The organism is Pseudomonas sp. USTB-Z, from assembly GCF_019691255.1.
In the GTDB taxonomy this organism is placed as follows: Bacteria; Pseudomonadota; Gammaproteobacteria; order Pseudomonadales; family Pseudomonadaceae; genus Aquipseudomonas; species Aquipseudomonas alloputida.
In genome coordinates, this window is the sequence record NZ_JAECZP010000001.1 from 412,554 (window position 1) to 430,170 (window position 17,617).

Consider the following 17,617-nt stretch of genomic DNA (forward strand, 5'->3'; position numbering starts at 1 on the left):
GCGATCCCGCGCGGTCTTGGCCCCATCCGTGCCAGTGGCAACCGGCCTGCGGCGCAAAGGACAAGAGAAGCTCACTCCCCTATTTGTGACCTGATTAAGCCGCCAGGAGTGTTTCATGCCTGATTATCGTTCCAAGACTTCCACCCAAGGCCGCAACATGGCCGGCGCCCGTGCCCTGTGGCGCGCCACCGGGATGAAGGACGAAGACTTCAAGAAACCGATCATCGCCATCGCCAACTCGTTCACCCAGTTCGTTCCGGGCCATGTGCATCTGAAGGACCTGGGCCAGCTGGTCGCCCGCGAAATCGAACGCGCCGGTGGCGTGGCCAAGGAATTCAACACCATCGCGGTCGATGACGGCATCGCCATGGGCCACGACGGCATGCTGTACTCGCTGCCAAGCCGCGAAATCATTGCCGACGCGGTGGAGTACATGGTCAATGCGCACTGCGCTGACGCCATCGTCTGCATCTCCAACTGCGACAAGATCACCCCCGGCATGCTGATGGCCGCCCTGCGCCTGAACATCCCGGTGATCTTCGTTTCCGGCGGCCCGATGGAAGCCGGCAAGACCAAGCTGGCCAGCCACGGCCTGGACCTGGTCGATGCCATGGTCATCGCGGCCGACTCCACGGCCTCCGACGAAAAAGTCGCCGAATACGAGCGCAGCGCCTGCCCGACCTGCGGTTCGTGCTCCGGCATGTTCACCGCCAACTCGATGAACTGCCTGACCGAAGCCCTGGGCCTGGCCCTGCCGGGCAACGGTTCGACACTGGCCACCCACTCCGACCGCGAGCAGCTGTTCCTCACGGCCGGCCGCACCATCGTCGAGCTGTGCAAGCGCTACTACGGCGAGAATGACGAGTCGGTCCTGCCACGCAGCATCGCCAACTTCAAAGCGTTCGAAAACGCCATGATGCTGGACATCGCCATGGGCGGCTCGACCAACACCATCCTGCACCTGCTGGCCGCAGCACAAGAAGGTGAAGTGGCGTTCGACCTGCGCGACATCGACCGCCTGTCACGCAAAGTGCCGCAGCTGTGCAAAGTGGCGCCAAACATCCAGAAGTACCACATGGAAGACGTCCACCGCGCCGGCGGCATCTTCAGCATCCTCGGTTCGCTGGCCCGTGGTGGCCTGCTGCACACCGACCTGCCGACCGTGCACAGCCGCAGCATGGAAGAAGCCATCGCCAAATGGGACATCACCCAGACCGATGACGAAGCGGTGCACACCTTCTTCAAGGCCGGCCCGGCCGGTATCCCGACCCAGACCGCATTCAGCCAGTCGACCCGTTGGGAAACCCTCGACGACGACCGTGAAAACGGCTGCATCCGCAGCTTCGAACACGCCTACTCGCAAGAGGGCGGCCTGGCCGTGCTGTACGGCAACATCGCACTGGATGGCTGCGTGGTCAAAACGGCCGGCGTGGACGAATCGATCCACGTGTTCGAGGGCACCGCGAAGATCTTCGAAAGCCAGGACAGCGCCGTGCGCGGCATCCTCGCCGACGAGGTGAAAGCCGGCGACATCGTCATCATCCGCTACGAAGGCCCGAAAGGCGGCCCGGGCATGCAAGAAATGCTCTACCCGACCTCGTACCTCAAGTCCAAAGGCCTGGGCAAGGCCTGCGCCCTGCTCACCGACGGTCGCTTCTCGGGCGGTACCTCGGGCCTGTCGATCGGCCACGCCTCGCCAGAGGCCGCGGCGGGCGGTGCCATCGGCCTGGTGCGCGACGGCGACAAGGTACTGATCGACATCCCTAACCGTTCGATCAACCTGCTGGTCAGCGATGAAGAGCTGGCGGAACGCCGTGTCGAGCAGGACAAGAAGGGCTGGAAGCCAGCCGAGGTCCGTCCCCGCAAGGTAACCACCGCGCTCAAGGCCTATGCCCTGCTGGCCACCAGTGCCGACAAAGGCGCTGTGCGTAACAAGGCGATGCTGGAAGGCCTCTGAGGTGCTTTTGGCGTGAAATAAGAACCGGCGCCCTGGGCGCCGGTTTTTTTATGCCTGCACCGGCCCCTTCGCGGGCACGCCCGCTCCCACAGGGGCCGCACAGGTAGGGCAAGATTTACTGGATCTGCTCCGGCGTGACAATCACCCAGTTCTTGTCCGCCGTCACCGGCAACCCTTCCTTGGCCTGCGCTGCCGCATTTTTGGCAATCATCCCGTTGAGCTGGTCCATGTACTTGGCCTTGCGGTTTATCCACAGGTGGATACCACCTTTGCCCACATCCACCCCATGGAACTGCATGTAGCCATCGCTGGTCGGCGTGTCGCCGCCCACCAGCACCGGTTTCTTCCACTCATCGATGTAGGTAAGGATCGCCGCCTGCTTGCCCGCCATCCAGGTGGCTGGGGTCCACAGGTAAGGGGTCAGCTCCAGGCCCTCGTTAGCCTTGGCATCGTAGTGCCCGGCGCTGATCTGCTTGCGCGCAGTGGTCAGCTGTCCGCTGGTGCGGTCCTTGAGCAGCAGGCTCACGCCAATCACGTTCTGGGGCTTCACGTTATAACCATACTTGGGGTCCGAGGCGACCATGCGCACCAGCTCCTCGGAGGCCGCCGAAATCACATAGACCTCGATGCCGTTCTCCATCAGCTTGTTGTACAGCTCGGCCTGGCCCTTGAAGACCTTGGGCGGCTGAACCTCGATGGCCTTGACCTGGTCGCCTTCGTAATAGGTGCTGGGGATCGGCTTGGTCGAAGCCATCAGCTCATCCACCTGCACCTTCAGCTCCTGCAAGGTAAAGCCGGAGAACACCTGGGCTACCCACGGGTAGCAGACCATGTCATCGATTTCACACAGCCGGTAGTAATAACTGAACAGGCTTTCCTTGTGCTCGGCAGTGTCCTTGAACGGCATCAGCTTCAACGAAGGGTCGAGCTTGTCGCGGCTTAGCAGGCCCTTGTTTTCCATGAACGGAAGCAAGGCTTCTTCCAGGTCATAGCGGTAACTGGTGTTGTCCATGTCGAATACCGCGTAGTTACCCTTGTTGGCATTGGCAGCGATCATGCTGTCGAGCTGTTTGGCCGCGTCAGCAGGCCAGTGTTTGAGCTCCGTGGCGAAGCTTTCGATACTGAACAGCAGGGACAGGCCAATGGCGGCGGCTTTCACAGCGACTTTCATGTACGAATCTCCTGAAATGACTCAGAAACGCTAGTGCAACAATCCCCACTGCAAGCCCCCGATAACGACCTCCAGGCAGCCGCAAACGCCTTGTTCATTGCAATCTGCGACATCCCGTTATTCCATAAACGACTATGCAAATTCCATTTGGGTATAAATTCGTTTGTTTTCAGGCTGTTAGCATTTCCGTTCGCAATCGCTCACAGAGGCGATGCCACTTCTGCTTTTTTCTGCTGGAGCTTCAATGAATCTGCCGCTGTCACTCAACCTGCTGGCGTTCCTGGCCCTGTTGCTGGGCCTGGCACAAACCCGCCGCACCGACTGGAGCCTGGCCAAGAAGGTACTGCTTGGCCTGGTGCTGGGCGTGGTCTTCGGCCTTGTGCTGCACACGATCTATGGCGCTGGCCACCCCGTGCTCAAGGCAACCATCGCCTGGCTCGATCTGGTCGGCAACGGCTATGTCGGCCTGCTGCAGATGATCGTCATGCCGCTGATCTTCGCCTCGATCCTCAGTGCCGTGGCACGTTTGCACACTGCCTCTTCGCTGGGCCGCATCAGCGTGCTGAGCATCGGCACCCTGCTGCTGACCACGGCCATTGCCGCCCTGATCGGCATTGTGTTGACCAACCTGTTCGGCCTCAGCGCCGAGGGCCTGGTGGCCGGCGCCCAGGAAAGCGCACGCATGCAGGTTATCCACAGTGACTACGCGGGCAAGGTTGCCGACCTCAACATCCCGCAACTGCTGCTGTCGTTCATCCCCAGCAACCCGGTAGGCGACCTGGCGCGGGCCAAGCCGACCTCGATCATCAGCGTGGTGATTTTTGCCGTGTTCCTCGGCCTGGCCGCGCTCCAGTTGATCAAGGACGACGCCGAGAAGGGCGAGCGCGCCCTGTCGGCCATCGACACCCTGCAGGCCTGGGTAATGCGCCTGGTGCGGGTCGTGATGAAGCTGACCCCCTATGGCGTGCTGGCGTTGATGACCAAAGTAGTGGCCAGTTCCAACACGGAGGACATCCTCAAGCTGGGCAGCTTCGTGGTGGTGTCGTACCTGGGCCTGGGGTTGATGTTCGTGGTGCACGGCATCATCCTCGCCGCCACCGGCGTGAGCCCGCTGCGCTTCTTCCGCAAGGTGTGGCCGGTGCTGACCTTCGCCTTCACCAGCCGCTCCAGCGCCGCCAGCATTCCGCTGAACATCGAAGCACAAACCCGCCGTCTGGGCGTGCCGCAATCGATCGCCAGCTTCAGCGCATCGTTCGGCACCACCATTGGCCAGAACGGCTGCGCCGGGCTCTATCCTGCCATGCTGGCGGTGATGGTCGCGCCAGCGGTAGGCATCGACACCTTCGACCCGCTGTGGATCGCCACCCTGGTGGCCATCGTCACGCTGAGCTCTGCAGGGGTTGCCGGCGTGGGCGGCGGTGCCACCTTTGCCGCGCTGATCGTGCTGCCAGCCATGGGCTTGCCGGTGGAACTGGTGGCGTTGCTGATTTCGGTGGAGCCGCTGATCGATATGGGCCGTACGGCGTTGAACGTGAACGGTTCGATGACGGCGGGCGTTGTCACCAGCCAACTGTTGAAAGAGACTGACAAGGAAGTGCTGGCCGGTGATGAACATGCCGAGCTGAGCCACACCTGATAGATCGCCGGGGGCGCGTTGCGCCCCTTTCGCAACAAGTTCGTTCGTGTCTTGCTCAAAATCCGAACACCCTGCGGTCTCCCGTAGGAGCGGGTTTACCCGCGAAAGGGCCAGGCCTGCCGGCCAATTTCACCCGCCGTTCACCGTTGCCGCCGCTATCGTATTCGCGGGTAAACCCGCTCCTACTGGGTGGTGGATACACATCGGGGGTCGGACACAGGCCGCTGTAGGAGCGGGTTCACCCGCGAAAGGGCCGGGCCTGCTGGCCAATTTTCACCCGCCGTCCACCGTTGCCGCCGCTATCGTATTCGCGGGTAAACCCGCTCCTACTGGGTGGTGGATACACATCGGGGGTCGGACACAGGCCGCTGTAGGAGCGGGTTCACCCGCGAAGGGCTGCAGAGCAGCCCCCAACAATCTCACCCCTTATCCCAAACCTCGAAGTGATACACCGGCTTACCTTCCTCAGCCTGTGCCTCGCTAGAAGTCAGCCTCCACTGCCCTTCATCAAACGCCGGGAACCACGCATCCCCCTCTGGCGCCAACTCAACCCGCGTCAGGTACATGCGGCTGACCAGCCCCTTCTCCAGCGCCTGCCCATACAGCTGCGCCCCACCAATGAGCATCAGCTCACCGACGCCCTGCTCGCGCGCCCACTGCTCGGCCCGCACCAACGCCTCTTCAAGCGAGGCGAACACTTCGGCACCTGCAAGTTCAAGCCCCGGCTGGCGGCTGACCACGATGTTCAGCCGCCCAGGCAGCGGCCGCCCCAGCGAGTCCCAAGTCTTGCGCCCCATGATGATCGGCTTGCCCAGGGTGGTGGCCTTGAAGTACTTGAAGTCCCCCGGCAAATGCCAGGGCATGGAGTTGTCGATGCCGATCACGCGGTTCTCGGCATAAGCCGCGATCAGGCTGAGGGGGAGTGATGTATTCATGCCAGCGAGGATAGCACCGGGCGTGTGGGTTATGCTTCTGCCTTGACCTGTGCAATGGAAGACCTTGTGACTGCACCCACGCCACTGGACAAGCGCTGGCTCACCGAAGCGGTACGCCTGCGCGAAGAACATGCCGGCCCGCTGGAAGACCAGGAAGCCAACCGCTACGCCCGCCAGCTAGGTGGCGACCTGGCCACGCGCATCGAAACACGTGCGCTGTTCCTGGCCGAGCGCGATGACATGACCGGCGCCCTGCGCCATTGGAAGCAGGGCGCGCGCCTGGCGCTGCTGGCCTTGTTGCTGATGGCCGTGCTCAGCGGCGCGGGCCTGGGGCTGGCCGCCCTCGGTGACGGGCAGCGCCCGGTGAATGTGTTCTGGGCGCTGGGCAGCCTGCTCGGGCTGAACCTGCTGATGCTACTTGGCTGGGGCATGGGTTTTGCCCTGAGCGGCGAGCATGGCGCAGGGCTGGGCCGCTTGTGGCTGTGGCTAAGCGAACGCTTTGCCCGCGATGCCAAGGCCGCGCACCTGGCGCCAGCGCTGCTGGTGCTGCTGCAACGTCAACGCCTCAACCGGTGGCTGCTCGGCCTGTTGGTACACGGCCTTTGGCTGCTGGCGATGCTCACCGCGCTGGGCATGCTGCTGGTCTTGCTGGCGACCCGGCGCTATGGCTTTGTCTGGGAGACCACCTTGCTCGCCGCCGAGCCGTTCATTCACCTGACCCAAGCGCTGGGCGCCCTCCCCTCGTTGCTGGGCTTCGCCGTGCCCGACGAAGCCATGATCCGGGCCAGCGGCGACAGCCTGCCAGCCCTGGACGTGGCCCGCCAGGCCTGGGCCAGCTGGCTGCTCGGCGTGGTGCTGGTATACGGCCTGCTGCCCCGCCTGCTGCTGGCCGGGTTATGCCTGTGGCGCTGGCGCCAGGGCCGTGAACGCCTGACGCTGGACCTGGGGTTGCCCGGTTACGCGCAACTGCGCGAGGCACTGATGCCGCGCAGCGAGCGCATTGGCGTGCAGGATGCTGCCCCGCAAGCCTTGCCGCAGTTTGCCGCCGGGCAGCTGGAAAGCGGCAGCAGCGGTGCCCTGCTGGTGGGCCTGGAGCTGGACGACCAGCGCCCCTGGCCACCTGCCTTACCGAAAAGCGTGACCGATGCCGGCGTGCTCGACAGCCGCGAATCACGCAACCGGCTGTTGGAACAGCTCAGCCGCTTCCCACCGGCACGCCTGGCCATCGCCTGCGACCCACGTCGCTCGCCGGACCGCGGCAGTTTGGCGCTGCTCGCCGAACTGGCGCGCAATGCCGGCGCAACCCGTATCTGGCTGCTGCAGGCTGCACCAGGCCAGCCCCTCGATGCCGAGCGCCTGGGCGATTGGCACGAGGCCCTTGACCGCCTTGGCCTGCAACATGCCGACACCTCACCGCTGACCTGGCTGGAGCATGGCCATGACTGAGCCACTGAAACTGGCCGTGGTCGGCCATACCAATGTTGGCAAAACCTCGCTACTGCGCACCCTGACCCGCGACGTCGGTTTTGGCGAAGTGTCCCACCGCCCCAGCACTACCCGCCATGTGGAAGGTGCGCGGCTGTCTGTGGACGGTGAACCCCTGCTGGAGCTGTACGACACGCCCGGCCTGGAAGATGCCATCGCCCTGCTCGACTACCTTGAACGTCTGGAACGCCCGGGCGAGCGCCTGGATGGCCCGGCCCGGCTGGAGCGTTTTCTGCAGGGCAGCGAAGCGCGCCAACGTTTCGAGCAGGAGGCCAAGGTATTGCGCCAACTGCTGGCCAGCAATGCCGGGCTGTATGTGATTGATGCGCGCGAGCCGGTGCTGGCCAAGTACCGCGACGAACTGGAAGTACTGGCCAACTGCGGCAAGCCGTTGCTGCCGGTGCTCAACTTCGTCGCCAGCAGCCAGCACCGCGAACCGGAATGGCGTGAAGCCCTTGCCCGGCTTGGGCTTCACGCATTGGTGCGGTTCGACAGCGTGGCCCCGCCGGAAGATGGCGAGCGCCGTTTGTACGAAAGCCTGGCGCTGCTGCTGGAAAACGCCCGCCCGGCGCTGCAACGGCTGATCGACGACCAGCAGGCGCAGCGCTTGGCACGCCGGCACAGCGGCAAGCGCCTGATTGCCGAACTGCTGCTCGATTGCGCTGCATGCCGGCGCAGTGTCGAGGCCGAACCGGCGGCAGAAGCCCGGGCCATCGCGGCGCTGCGTCAGGACATTCGCCAACGTGAACAACGCTGCGTCGAAGCCTTGCTCAAGCTGTATGCCTTCCGCCGCGAGGATGCCCATGCCAGCGACCTGCCATTGCTGGACGGCCGCTGGGGCGATGATTTGTTCAATCCAGAGACGTTGAAACTGCTGGGCGTGCGCCTGGGCAGCGGTGTGGCGGCGGGTGCTGCGGCCGGTGCCGGGGTCGATTTGCTGGTTGGTGGCCTTACCCTCGGCGCAGCGGCGCTGGCCGGGGCGATTGCCGGTGGCGCGCTGCAGACGGCGCGCAACTATGGGTCACGGTTGATGGGCAAGCTCAAGGGCAAGCGCGAGCTGACCGTGGACGACACTGTATTGCGTTTGCTGGCCTTGCGTCAGCAGCAGTTGATGGTGGCGCTGGATAACCGCGGGCATGCAGCGCAGGACAGCATCAGGCTGGGTGAGCTGGATGAAAAGGCCTGGCGCGAGGGCAAGTTGCCGGAGGCGCTGGTCAAGGCGCGGGCGCACCCGCAATGGTCCACCCTGAATCCCGGGGCGAAGCTGAATCAGGCTGAGCGGCAGGAACAGCTGGAGGCGCTGGTTTCACAGATTTGAGCCAGCAGGCCCGGCCCTTTCGCGGGTGAACCCGCTCCTACGGCGGCCTGTGTAGTGTGCCCACCCCCAATCTGCGTAGGAGCGGGTTTACCCGCGAATACGGTGGCGGCGGCAACGGTGAACGGCGGGTGGAGACTGGCCAGCAGGGCCGGCCTCTTCGCGGGTGAACCCGCTCCTACACGGCGGCCTGTGTCCAACCCCCGATGTGTGCCCACCACCAATCTGTGTAGGAGCGGGTTTACCCGCGAAGAGGCCGGCCCTCAATAGTGAAGCGTTACTGCTGGGCCACCTTCTCCGACTTGCCGTCATAGCGCTTGCGCCATTCGGCCAGAATCTGGTCACGGTTTTTAGAAGCCCAGACAAAGTCGTTCTTGATCAACCGCTGCTCATAATCCGCCGGCAGCTCGGTCTGCGGCTTGGCGATGCCCGGCGCGGCCAGTACGGCGAAGTTTTCCTTGTAAAGTTCCATGGCCGCCGGGCTGGCTGAGAAATCGGCCAGGCGCTTGGCCGCATCGGCCTTGGGCGAGCCTTTGATCACTGCGGTTGCCTCGATCTCCCAGCCCAAACCCTCCTTTGGCAACACGATGTCCAACGGCGCGCCTTGGCGCTTGAGCTGAACGGCCGGGTATTCGAACGAAATTCCGATCGGGAACTCGCCCGCCGCCGCCAACTTGCACGGTTTGGAGCCGGAATGGACGTACTGGCCGATGTTCTGGTGCAGCGCATCCATGTAGGCCCAGCCCTGCGGCTCGCCAAAGGTTTGCAACCAGGCACTGACATCCAGGAAGCCGGTGCCGGACGAGGCCGGGTTGGGCATGACAATCTTGCCTTTGTACTCAGGCTTGGTCAGGTCCTGCCAGCTCACCGGTTTGCTCAGGCCCTGTTTCTCGGCCTCGATGGTGTTGAAGCAAATGGTGGCGGCCCACACGTCCATGCCGACCCAGGCTGGCGGGTTGGCGGCGTCACGATAATTGCCGGAAATCTTGCCCAGGTCCTTGGGCGCATAAGCTTCGAGCATGCCGTTCTGATCGAGTATGGCCAGGCTCGATGCCGCCAGCCCCCACACAGCGTCGGCTTGCGGGCGCTCTTTCTCCGCCAACAGCTTGGCAGTGATGATGCCGGTGGAATCACGCACCCACTTGATCTCGATATCCGGGTTGGCTTTCTCGAAGGCCTGTTTGTAGGTTTTCAGCTGCTCGGCTTCCAGAGCGGTGTAGACCGTCAGCTGGGTAGCAGCGGCCGAAGCCTGCAGGCTGAACACGGCGGAAACGGCAGCGGCAAGGGCAAGGTGCTTGTGCATGGGTAGGTTCCTATCAGGTCAGACGGTCGCGGCGCGTTGGCGCCAGGCTTGGGAGCGGCGCAGCAGGCCGCGCGAGGCTGCAGCCAGCAACAGTGAAGCGCCGGCACTGGTCAGCAGGATCAAGGTGGACATGGCGGCGGCACCGCCAACGTTGCCGGCGTCGTCCATGTTCAGCACGGCAACGGCAGCCAGGAGGGTGTCGGGGCTGTACAGGAAAATCGCTGCCGACACGGTGGTCATTGCCGATACGAACAGGTAGCGGATGATGTCCAGCAGTGCCGGCAGGCAAATCGGCACGGTCACGCGCAGGAAGTGCCTGTACAGCGGCGCTTTCAGCGACATCGCGGCAGCCTCGAACTCGCCGTCGAGCTGGCGCAGGGCGGTGGTCGCGGTCATCTGCGCGGTGGTCAGGTAATGGGCAATGGTGCACACCACCAGCAACCCCATGCCGCCGTACAGCACATGCAGCGGGTTACCGTTCAGGTTGAAGAAGAATACGTAGCCCAGGCCCAGCACCAGGCCCGGCACGGCCATGGGGATGAAGCTGAGCAGGCGCAGCGCATGGTTGAGCAGGCGTTGGCCCTGGGTCTTCTCCATCAGGAAGGCACCGGTGAAGATCACGATGCTGCCGATCAGTGCGGTGCCAATGGCCATGGTCACGCTATTGCGGTAGGCCAGCCAGCCGCCACCGGCAGTGTCTTCGAACAGGTAGTGGCGCAGCGACAACGACAGGTTGTAGGGCCAGAAAGTGACCAGCGAGGAGTACACCGCCATACCGATCACCACCAGCAACGCCGCGCACACCAGCAGCACAATGGTCAGGAAGCAGGCATCACGACCGCGTGATGGCTTGGGTTCGAACACCTGCGCACGGCCACCCATGGTGTCGCCCTGGCGTCTACGCAGCCAGGCGTCGACGGTAAAGCTGAACAGGGCCGGCAACAGCAGCACCATGCCGATCAGCGCACCACGGCCGAACTGTTGCTGGCCCACCACCGCCTTGTAGGCTTCCAGCGCCAGCACTTGATAGTCGCCCCCCACCACGACCGGTACACCGAAGTCTGTGATAGTCAGCGTGAATACCAGGCAGAACGCCGCGAATACTGCCTGGCGCGAGGCTGGCCAGGTGATGCTGGTGAACGCCCGCCACGAGCCTGCCCCCATGCTGGAGGCCGCATCGAACAGGCGAGCATCGGCCAGTGACAGTGCCGACAGCAGAATCATCAGCGCATGCGGGAAGGTGTAGATGGCCTCGCCCAGCACGATGCCCCAGAAGCCGTAGATATTGTCGCTGAGCAACCCACGCAGCAGGCCCTGATTGCCAAACAGGTAGACCAGGGCGATCGCCGGCAGCATCGACGGTGCCAGCAATGGCAGCAGCGAAATCCCCCGCCACAGGCCCTTGGCCGGGATCAACGTGCGTTGCAGGGCAAAGGCGAACAAATAGGCCAGCGGTACCACAATGGCCGCGACAGTGAAGGCCACCGACAGGCTGTTGCCAAGCAACCAATGGAAGCTGGCGCTGGTGAACAATTCACGGGCCGCCAGCAAGCCACCGCCCTGGCCCGCTTCACCGCTGAAACCACGCCAGAAGATCGCCAGCAACGGCATCAGCACGGCCAGCACCAACAGAATCAGCAGCAGGCTCTTGCCGCCGATGACGAACAGCCGGTCACCCAGGGCGATGCCAGCACGCGGCGCGACGTTGGCCTGGCTCAACGGCAGGGACATTGGCGCGGCCATCTCAGGCAAACACCTGCAGGCTCTGCGGCGGCAACGCCACCCAGATGTCCTGCGAACCCAGGCGCGGCATGGCCTCGGGTGCCAGTTCGGCCAGCAGGGCATGGCCTGGCAGGGCCTTGAGTTCAAAGCTCATGCGGCAGCGGTTACCGAGGAAGGTGATTTCGCGGACCATGGCCGGGAACAGGTTTTCTTCGTGCACCACCGGGTTGACCGTGATCGCCTCCGGGCGGCAGAACAGCCGGCCACTGCTGGCCTGGGCTGAACCCGGCGCCAGGCGCATGTTCATGTCCCCGACCAGGGCATGGCTGTCGCTGCGGCGTTGGAACGGCAGCCAGTTGCCCTGGCCGACGAACTCGGCCACGAACGGCGTGGCCGGGTGGTCATAGATTTCCTGCGGGGTGGCGTACTGCTCGACCTGGCCGTTGTTCATCACCGCAATGCGGTCGGCCATCAACATGGCCTCGTCCTGGTTGTGGGTAACCATCAACGTGGTGATGCCCAGTTGGCGCTGCAGCTGACGCAGTTCGGTGCACAAGTGCTCGCGCACCCGGGCGTCCAGCGCCGACATCGGCTCATCGAGCAGCAGCAGCGATGGCGACGGTGCCAGCGCGCGGGCCAAGGCCACACGTTGCTGCTGGCCACCGGAGAGCTGGCCTGGGTACTTCTTCTCGCTGCCAGACAGGCCAACCAGTTCGAGCATTTCGGCCACCCGCTGACGGGCCTGCTCGCGACCACTGCCCGTCAGGCCATAGGCGATATTGGCTTCGACGGTAAGGTTGGGAAACAGCGCATAGGACTGGAACAGGATGCCGTAGTCCCGCGCCTGGGGTGACAGCTTGGAGATATCGCGTTCGCCGATGTACAGCGTACCGCGGTCCTGGCGCTCCAGGCCGGCAATGCAGCGCAGCAGCGTGGTCTTGCCACAACCGGACGGGCCGAGCAGGCACACCAGTTCGCCCGCGGCGATGTCCAGCGAGACATCGTTGAGCGCCGTAAAGGCACCGAAGCGCTTGTGGATGTTGCACACTTTTATCTGTGCGCCGGGGGTGGTGTGGTTCATGGCATGGCCTCATCGAAGAGATGGGGCCATGCTAGGCAGGCTGTGCGAAGGTTCTGTGGCTTTAAGGCAAAAGCCGGTGATAGTGGTATAGGCAGATTTAGTAGTGGCCTGTGCCGGCCTCTTCGCGGGTAAACCCGCTTCTACAACGGCATGCATGTTCGCGGAAAATGCAGGCACGCGGGTACGCTGAAATGTAGGAGCGGGTTTACCCGCGAAGAAGCCAGCAAAAATCTAGAACTGCGAACCGGCCACTTCCTGCGCCACCCCCAGGAATGCCGCTGGCAACCGGGCCTGGCGCCGTTCCTTCAGGCAATACAGGTACTCGTGCATCACCGGCGCATTCTCCAGCGCCAGCACCCGGAGTTCGGGGTTGTGCGGCACCTCATGGCGGGCAATCACGCTGATGCCGATATTGCGCAGCACCGCTTCGCGAATCGACTCGCGGCTGCCGATTTCCATCAGGGCGCCGGCCTTGACCCCGGCCTCCTGCATCATCTGCTCGGTCAGCTTGCGTGTGGTCGAGCCCTTCTCGCGCATCAGCAGGCAATGCCCCGACACCACCTCGATCGACACCGTCTGGCGTTGGGCCAGAGGGTGGTTGCGGTGCACCGCCACCACCAAAGGGTCAGTGCCCAGTATCCGCCGCACCAACCGCGCGTCCTCCACCCATTGCGACGACGCGGCAATATCCACCCGGTAATCCTCGAGCATTTCCAGCACCTGCTGCGAGTTGCCGATCTCCACCGCCACTTCAACCTGCGGTAAGCGTTCGCGATAGATCTTGACCAGGTCGAGAATGTAGTAAGGCGCAGTGGCCGCAATGCGCAGGCTGCCCTGGGCCTGACCACTGTTGCGCAGCTCGAACTCGATGTCGGCTTCCTGCTGCAGCAGCGCCTTGACCATCGGCAGCAGGCGTAAGCCCTCCTCGCTCAACACCAGGCGCCGCCCGCCGCGGTAGAACAACTCCACGGCGTACTGGCCTTCCAGGCTGCGGATCTGCGTGGTCACCGTGGGCTGGCTGAGGCCAAGCTTCTTCGCCGCCTGGGTGATGCTGCCCAGACGGGCCACCATGTAGAAGGCCTTCAGCTCGGAACTCAGCATGCACGTCCTCTATTTGCGCAAAAGGCGCAAGCCGTTGAACACCACCAGCAAGCTCACGCCCATATCAGCGAACACCGCCATCCACATCGTGGCCATGCCGGCAAAGGTGATCGCCAGAAATATCGCCTTGATGCCCAACGCCAGAACGATGTTCTGCATGAGGATCGCCGCACTTTGGCGCGACAGCCTGACGAAGGCCGGGATTTTGCGCAAGTCATCGTCCATCAGCGCCACATCAGCCGTCTCGATGGCGGTGTCGGTGCCGGCAGCAGCCATGGCAAAACCGATTTCGGCGCGGGCCAGCGCCGGGGCGTCGTTGATGCCGTCACCGACCATGCCTACCCGATGGCCTTGGGCGTACAACGCCTCAATGGTTTTCAGCTTGTCGGCCGGCAACAGGTTGCCCTCGGCGCGGTCGATCCCCACCACGGCGGCAATGGCCTGCGCAGTATGCGGATTGTCACCGGTCAGCATGACAGTCTTGATACCCAGTTGATGCAATTCGGCGATCGCCTGACGGCTGCTGTCCTTGACCGTGTCGGCCACGGCGAACAGTGCCAGAGGGCCGGATCGGTCGAGCAGCAGGACCACGGTCTTGCCCTGGCGCTCCAGCGCATCAAGCTGGGCCTCCAGCGCTGGCGAACACAGCCCCAGTTCCTCGACCAGGCGGTGGTTGCCCAAGTGGTAGACCTCACCGGCGATGACACCACGCACGCCACGCCCGGCCAGGGCGGCGAAGTCACTGACCTCGCTCAAGGCCAGGCCTTGCTGCTTGCCGAACTCGGCAATGGCGCGGGACACCGGGTGGTCCGAACGCTCGCCCAGGCTGGCCGCCAAGGCTTGCGCACGGTCTTCGAACAGCGGCGCCAGCACCTTGGCGTCAGTCTGCACCGGCTTGCCATGGGTAATGGTGCCGGTCTTGTCCAGGGCCAGGAAATCCAGGTGGCGGCCACCCTCCAGGTACACGCCACCCTTGATCAGGATGCCTTTGCGCGCAGCGGCGGCCAGGCCACTGACGATGGTCACCGGGGTCGAGATCACCAGCGCGCAGGGGCAGGCCACCACCAGCAGCACCAAGGCGCGGTAAACCCAGTCGAACCAGGCGCCAGCCATGAACAGCGGGGGCAACAGCGCCACGGCCAGGGCAATGGCGAATACCACCGGGGTGTAGATACGCGAGAAACGGTCGACGAAGCGTTGGGTAGGCGCCCGCGCGCCCTGCGCTTCCTCCACAGCCTTGATGATCCGCGCCAGGGTCGACTGCCCGGCAGCGGCGGTGACGCGAAACTCCAGCGCCCCCGCCTGGTTGATGGTGCCAGCGAACAGCTTGTCGCCCACCCCCTTCTCCACAGGCAGGCTTTCGCCGGTAATCGGCGCCTGATCGACGCTGGATTGCCCGCTGGTCACTTCACCGTCCAGGCCGATGCGCTCACCGGGGCGCACCCGAACCAGTGCGCCGATGGCCACCTCACGCACTTCCAGCTCGCGCCACTGGCCATCGGCCTGCTGCACCGTAGCCACGTCCGGGGTCAGCTGCATCAACCCGCCGATGGCATTGCGCGCACGGTCCAGCGAGCGCGCTTCGATCAGTTCGGCAACGGTGAAGAGCACCATGACCATCGCCGCCTCCGGCCACTGGCCGATCAATACGGCCCCCGTCACGGCGATACTCATCAGCGCATTGATGTTGAGGTTACGGTTTTTCAGGGCAATCCAGCCCTTCTTGTAGGTACCCAGGCCGCAACCGAGGATCGCGGCAAGCGCCAGTCCCGCTACCACCCACTCAGGGGCCAGTGCAGCAAAGTGCACGATTTCGGCGGCGATCGCGGCGACGCCCGACAATGCCAGTGGCCACCAGCGGGCCTTGGCCGGTTGGGGCACGCTGGCGCTGCCGTCGTCCTGGGCGGCAATCGGCTCGGCCTTCATGCCCAGGCTGTCGATAGCCCGCTCGATATCGGCGGTGCCGTCCAAGGTGTGGCGCACGCCAAGCACGCGGTTGATCAGGTTGAATTCCAGCTGTTCGATACCGGCCAGCTTGCTCAGTTTGTCCTGAATCAGGTTCTGCTCGGTGGGGCAGTCCATGGCATCGATGCGGAAACGACTGAGTTGTGCCTGGGCACTGGCCGTTTCGCTCAGTTGCACCAGCGGCGGCGCGGCTTTGGCGCCGCAGCAGCTGTGGCCGTGGGCAGCATGGCCATGGTCGTCATCACCATGAGCGTGATCGTGCGGATGCTTGTGTTCGTGGCTGACAGGCTGGTTCATGGGGTCATCCTTAAATTGAGCCTGTTGCCAAGTGAACACCCTGTAGCCACTATAGGGTCAAGCCACTTGCTGGAGATTTCGTGATGAAGATCGGAGAACTGGCCAAAGCCACCGACTGCGCGGTGGAAACCATCCGCTACTACGAGCGTGAAAACCTGCTGCCAGAGCCGGCGCGCAGCGAGGGCAACTACCGGTTGTACACCCAGGCCCATGTGGAGCGGCTGACCTTCATCCGCAACTGCCGCACGCTGGACATGACCCTGGACGAAATTCGCAGCCTGCTACGCCTGCGCGACAGCCCCGACGACGCGTGCGGCAGCGTCAATGCGCTGATCGACGAGCATATCGAGCATGTTCAGGCGCGGATCGATGGCTTGGTGGCATTGCAAGAGCAGCTGGTGGAGCTGCGGCGGCGCTGCAACACGCAGGGGAGTGAATGCGCGATCTTGCAGCAACTGGAGACAAACGGGGCGGTATCGGTGCCGGATACCGAACATTCGCATGTGGGGCGGAGTCACGGGCATTGAGCCAAAAGCTTCGCGGGTGAACCCGCTCCCCCAGGGACCGCGCACGACTTAGGCCTGTGCAGTACCCTGTGGGAGCGGGTTCACCCGCGAAGAGGCCAGTTCAAACAATGGAGATCTATCAGACCGCCATCGGCGCTGTCATCGGCGCATGGTGCTCATAGCCTTCCAGCCAGAAATCACTCGGTTCGATCTTCTCCAGCCACTCCGGCTCGTACTTACCAGTCTCGGCAAACGACGGCACACGGTCGCTGATGACCAGCTTCGGCGCTTCCAGCGGCTCGCGCTTGAGCTGCTCGTTGAGCATGTCCAGGTGGTTTTCATACACATGGGCATCGCCGATGAAGTAGGTGAACCAGCGCGGTGTATAGCCGGTCAGGCGGCCGAACAGCGACAGCAGCGCCGCGCCTTCGGTGAGGTTGAACGGCGTGCCCAGCCCCAGGTCGTTGGAGCGGATGTAGAGGGTCAGGGAAATTTCCCTGGTCTCGACATTCGGGTGGAACTGGTACAGCAAGTGACACGGTGGCAGTGCCATTTCGTCCAGTTGCGCGCAGTTCCAGCCGTGGAACAGGATGCGGCGGCTACCCGGGTCGTTGGCGATGGTGTCCAGGCACTGGCGCACCTGGTCGATCGCCTTGTACAGGATGACGAACGCGACGCCGTCCTCTTCGTCCTGGGCAATACGGCGGAAACCGGCTTGCTCGGCCATTTCGATGGCCGCCGGGTTGCTCAGCGGGATGCGCTTGTAGCCCGGCCACTGGCGCCATTGCACGCCATAGATCTCGCCCAGGTCGTCATGGCCCTGACGGAACGGGTTGGCCAGCCACTGGGCGTTTTCGTTGGCGTTCTGGTCCCAGACCTTGCAGCCCAGCTCGCGGAACTCACCGGCGTTCTTCACGCCACGCAGGAAACCGACCATTTCACCGATCGCCGACTTGAACGCCAGCTTGCGCGTGGTAATGGCCGGAAAGCCCTTCTGCAGGTCGAAACGCAGCATCGCGCCCGGCAGGCTGATGGTGCGGATGCCGGTGCGGTTTCCCTGCAACGTGCCGTTATCAATGACGTCGCGGACCAGGTCCAGATACTGTTTCATGGCTTACCTGTAGCAAAAACGGCAGGGGGATC

The 17,617-nt window shown here is 63.7% G+C and carries 13 protein-coding genes; 5 read left to right on the forward strand and 8 right to left on the reverse strand.

The features are described from left to right. The first annotated feature begins 115 nt into the window (after positions 1-115). Positions 116-1,957, forward strand: coding sequence for a dihydroxy-acid dehydratase (gene ilvD, locus I8746_RS01815; protein WP_003249056.1), 1,842 nt, complete (start codon positions 116-118; stop codon positions 1,955-1,957). 115 nt (positions 1,958-2,072) lie between these two features. Here ilvD and I8746_RS01820 read toward each other — a convergent pair whose 3' ends face one another. Beyond that, positions 2,073-3,128, reverse strand: a complete 1,056-nt coding sequence (locus tag I8746_RS01820; RefSeq protein WP_012053976.1) for a phosphorylcholine phosphatase — start codon at positions 3,126-3,128, stop codon at positions 2,073-2,075. 244 nt (positions 3,129-3,372) lie between these two features. Here I8746_RS01820 and I8746_RS01825 point away from each other — a divergent pair, with 244 nt between their 5' ends. Continuing rightward, complete coding sequence (locus I8746_RS01825; RefSeq protein ID WP_003249050.1) at positions 3,373-4,764, forward strand: L-cystine transporter; 1,392 nt, start codon at positions 3,373-3,375, stop codon at positions 4,762-4,764. A 419-nt stretch (positions 4,765-5,183) separates the two neighbouring features. Here I8746_RS01825 and I8746_RS01830 read toward each other — a convergent pair whose 3' ends face one another. Further along, complete coding sequence (locus I8746_RS01830) at positions 5,184-5,699, reverse strand: dihydrofolate reductase (RefSeq protein ID WP_003249048.1); 516 nt, start codon at positions 5,697-5,699, stop codon at positions 5,184-5,186. 54 nt (positions 5,700-5,753) lie between these two features. Between I8746_RS01830 and I8746_RS01835 the strand changes: the two genes are divergently transcribed. Together I8746_RS01835 and I8746_RS01840 are read left to right on the forward strand one after the other, a co-directional pair. Continuing rightward, positions 5,754-7,145, forward strand: coding sequence for a DUF2868 domain-containing protein (locus I8746_RS01835; RefSeq protein WP_012053977.1), 1,392 nt, complete (start codon positions 5,754-5,756; stop codon positions 7,143-7,145). Further along, positions 7,138-8,502: a GTPase/DUF3482 domain-containing protein gene (locus I8746_RS01840; RefSeq protein ID WP_012053978.1), complete on the forward strand. Its 1,365-nt coding sequence runs from the start codon at positions 7,138-7,140 to the stop codon at positions 8,500-8,502. Before I8746_RS01835 ends, I8746_RS01840 begins: the two co-directional genes overlap by 8 nt. Positions 8,503-8,776: 274 nt before the next feature. Here I8746_RS01840 and I8746_RS01845 read toward each other — a convergent pair whose 3' ends face one another. The 5 genes from I8746_RS01845 to I8746_RS01865 all read right to left on the reverse strand — a co-directional run bounded on the left by I8746_RS01845 (position 8,777) and on the right by I8746_RS01865 (position 15,968). After that, positions 8,777-9,802: a putative 2-aminoethylphosphonate ABC transporter substrate-binding protein gene (locus tag I8746_RS01845; RefSeq protein WP_012053979.1), complete on the reverse strand. Its 1,026-nt coding sequence runs from the start codon at positions 9,800-9,802 to the stop codon at positions 8,777-8,779. An 18-nt stretch (positions 9,803-9,820) separates the two neighbouring features. Then, positions 9,821-11,545 (reverse strand): putative 2-aminoethylphosphonate ABC transporter permease subunit, encoded by a 1,725-nt coding sequence (locus I8746_RS01850; RefSeq protein ID WP_012053980.1) that lies wholly within the window; start codon positions 11,543-11,545, stop codon positions 9,821-9,823. A gap of 1 nt (position 11,546) precedes the next feature. Next, positions 11,547-12,605: a putative 2-aminoethylphosphonate ABC transporter ATP-binding protein gene (locus I8746_RS01855; protein ID WP_003249040.1), complete on the reverse strand. Its 1,059-nt coding sequence runs from the start codon at positions 12,603-12,605 to the stop codon at positions 11,547-11,549. 231 nt (positions 12,606-12,836) lie between these two features. Then, positions 12,837-13,706, reverse strand: a complete 870-nt coding sequence (locus I8746_RS01860; protein WP_003249038.1) for a LysR family transcriptional regulator — start codon at positions 13,704-13,706, stop codon at positions 12,837-12,839. Between the two features lie 9 nt (positions 13,707-13,715). Next, positions 13,716-15,968, reverse strand: a complete 2,253-nt coding sequence (locus I8746_RS01865) for a heavy metal translocating P-type ATPase (RefSeq protein WP_012053981.1) — start codon at positions 15,966-15,968, stop codon at positions 13,716-13,718. A gap of 83 nt (positions 15,969-16,051) precedes the next feature. Between I8746_RS01865 and cadR the strand changes: the two genes are divergently transcribed. Next, positions 16,052-16,495 carry a cadmium resistance transcriptional regulator CadR gene (cadR, locus tag I8746_RS01870; protein WP_003249034.1) on the forward strand — a complete coding sequence of 148 codons (444 nt, stop codon included), beginning with the start codon at positions 16,052-16,054 and terminating at the stop codon, positions 16,493-16,495. Between the two features lie 118 nt (positions 16,496-16,613). Here the strand turns inward: cadR and I8746_RS01875 are convergent, their stop codons facing one another. Further along, positions 16,614-17,585, reverse strand: coding sequence for a thymidylate synthase (locus I8746_RS01875; protein WP_003249029.1), 972 nt, complete (start codon positions 17,583-17,585; stop codon positions 16,614-16,616). Positions 17,586-17,617 lie beyond the last annotated feature (32 nt).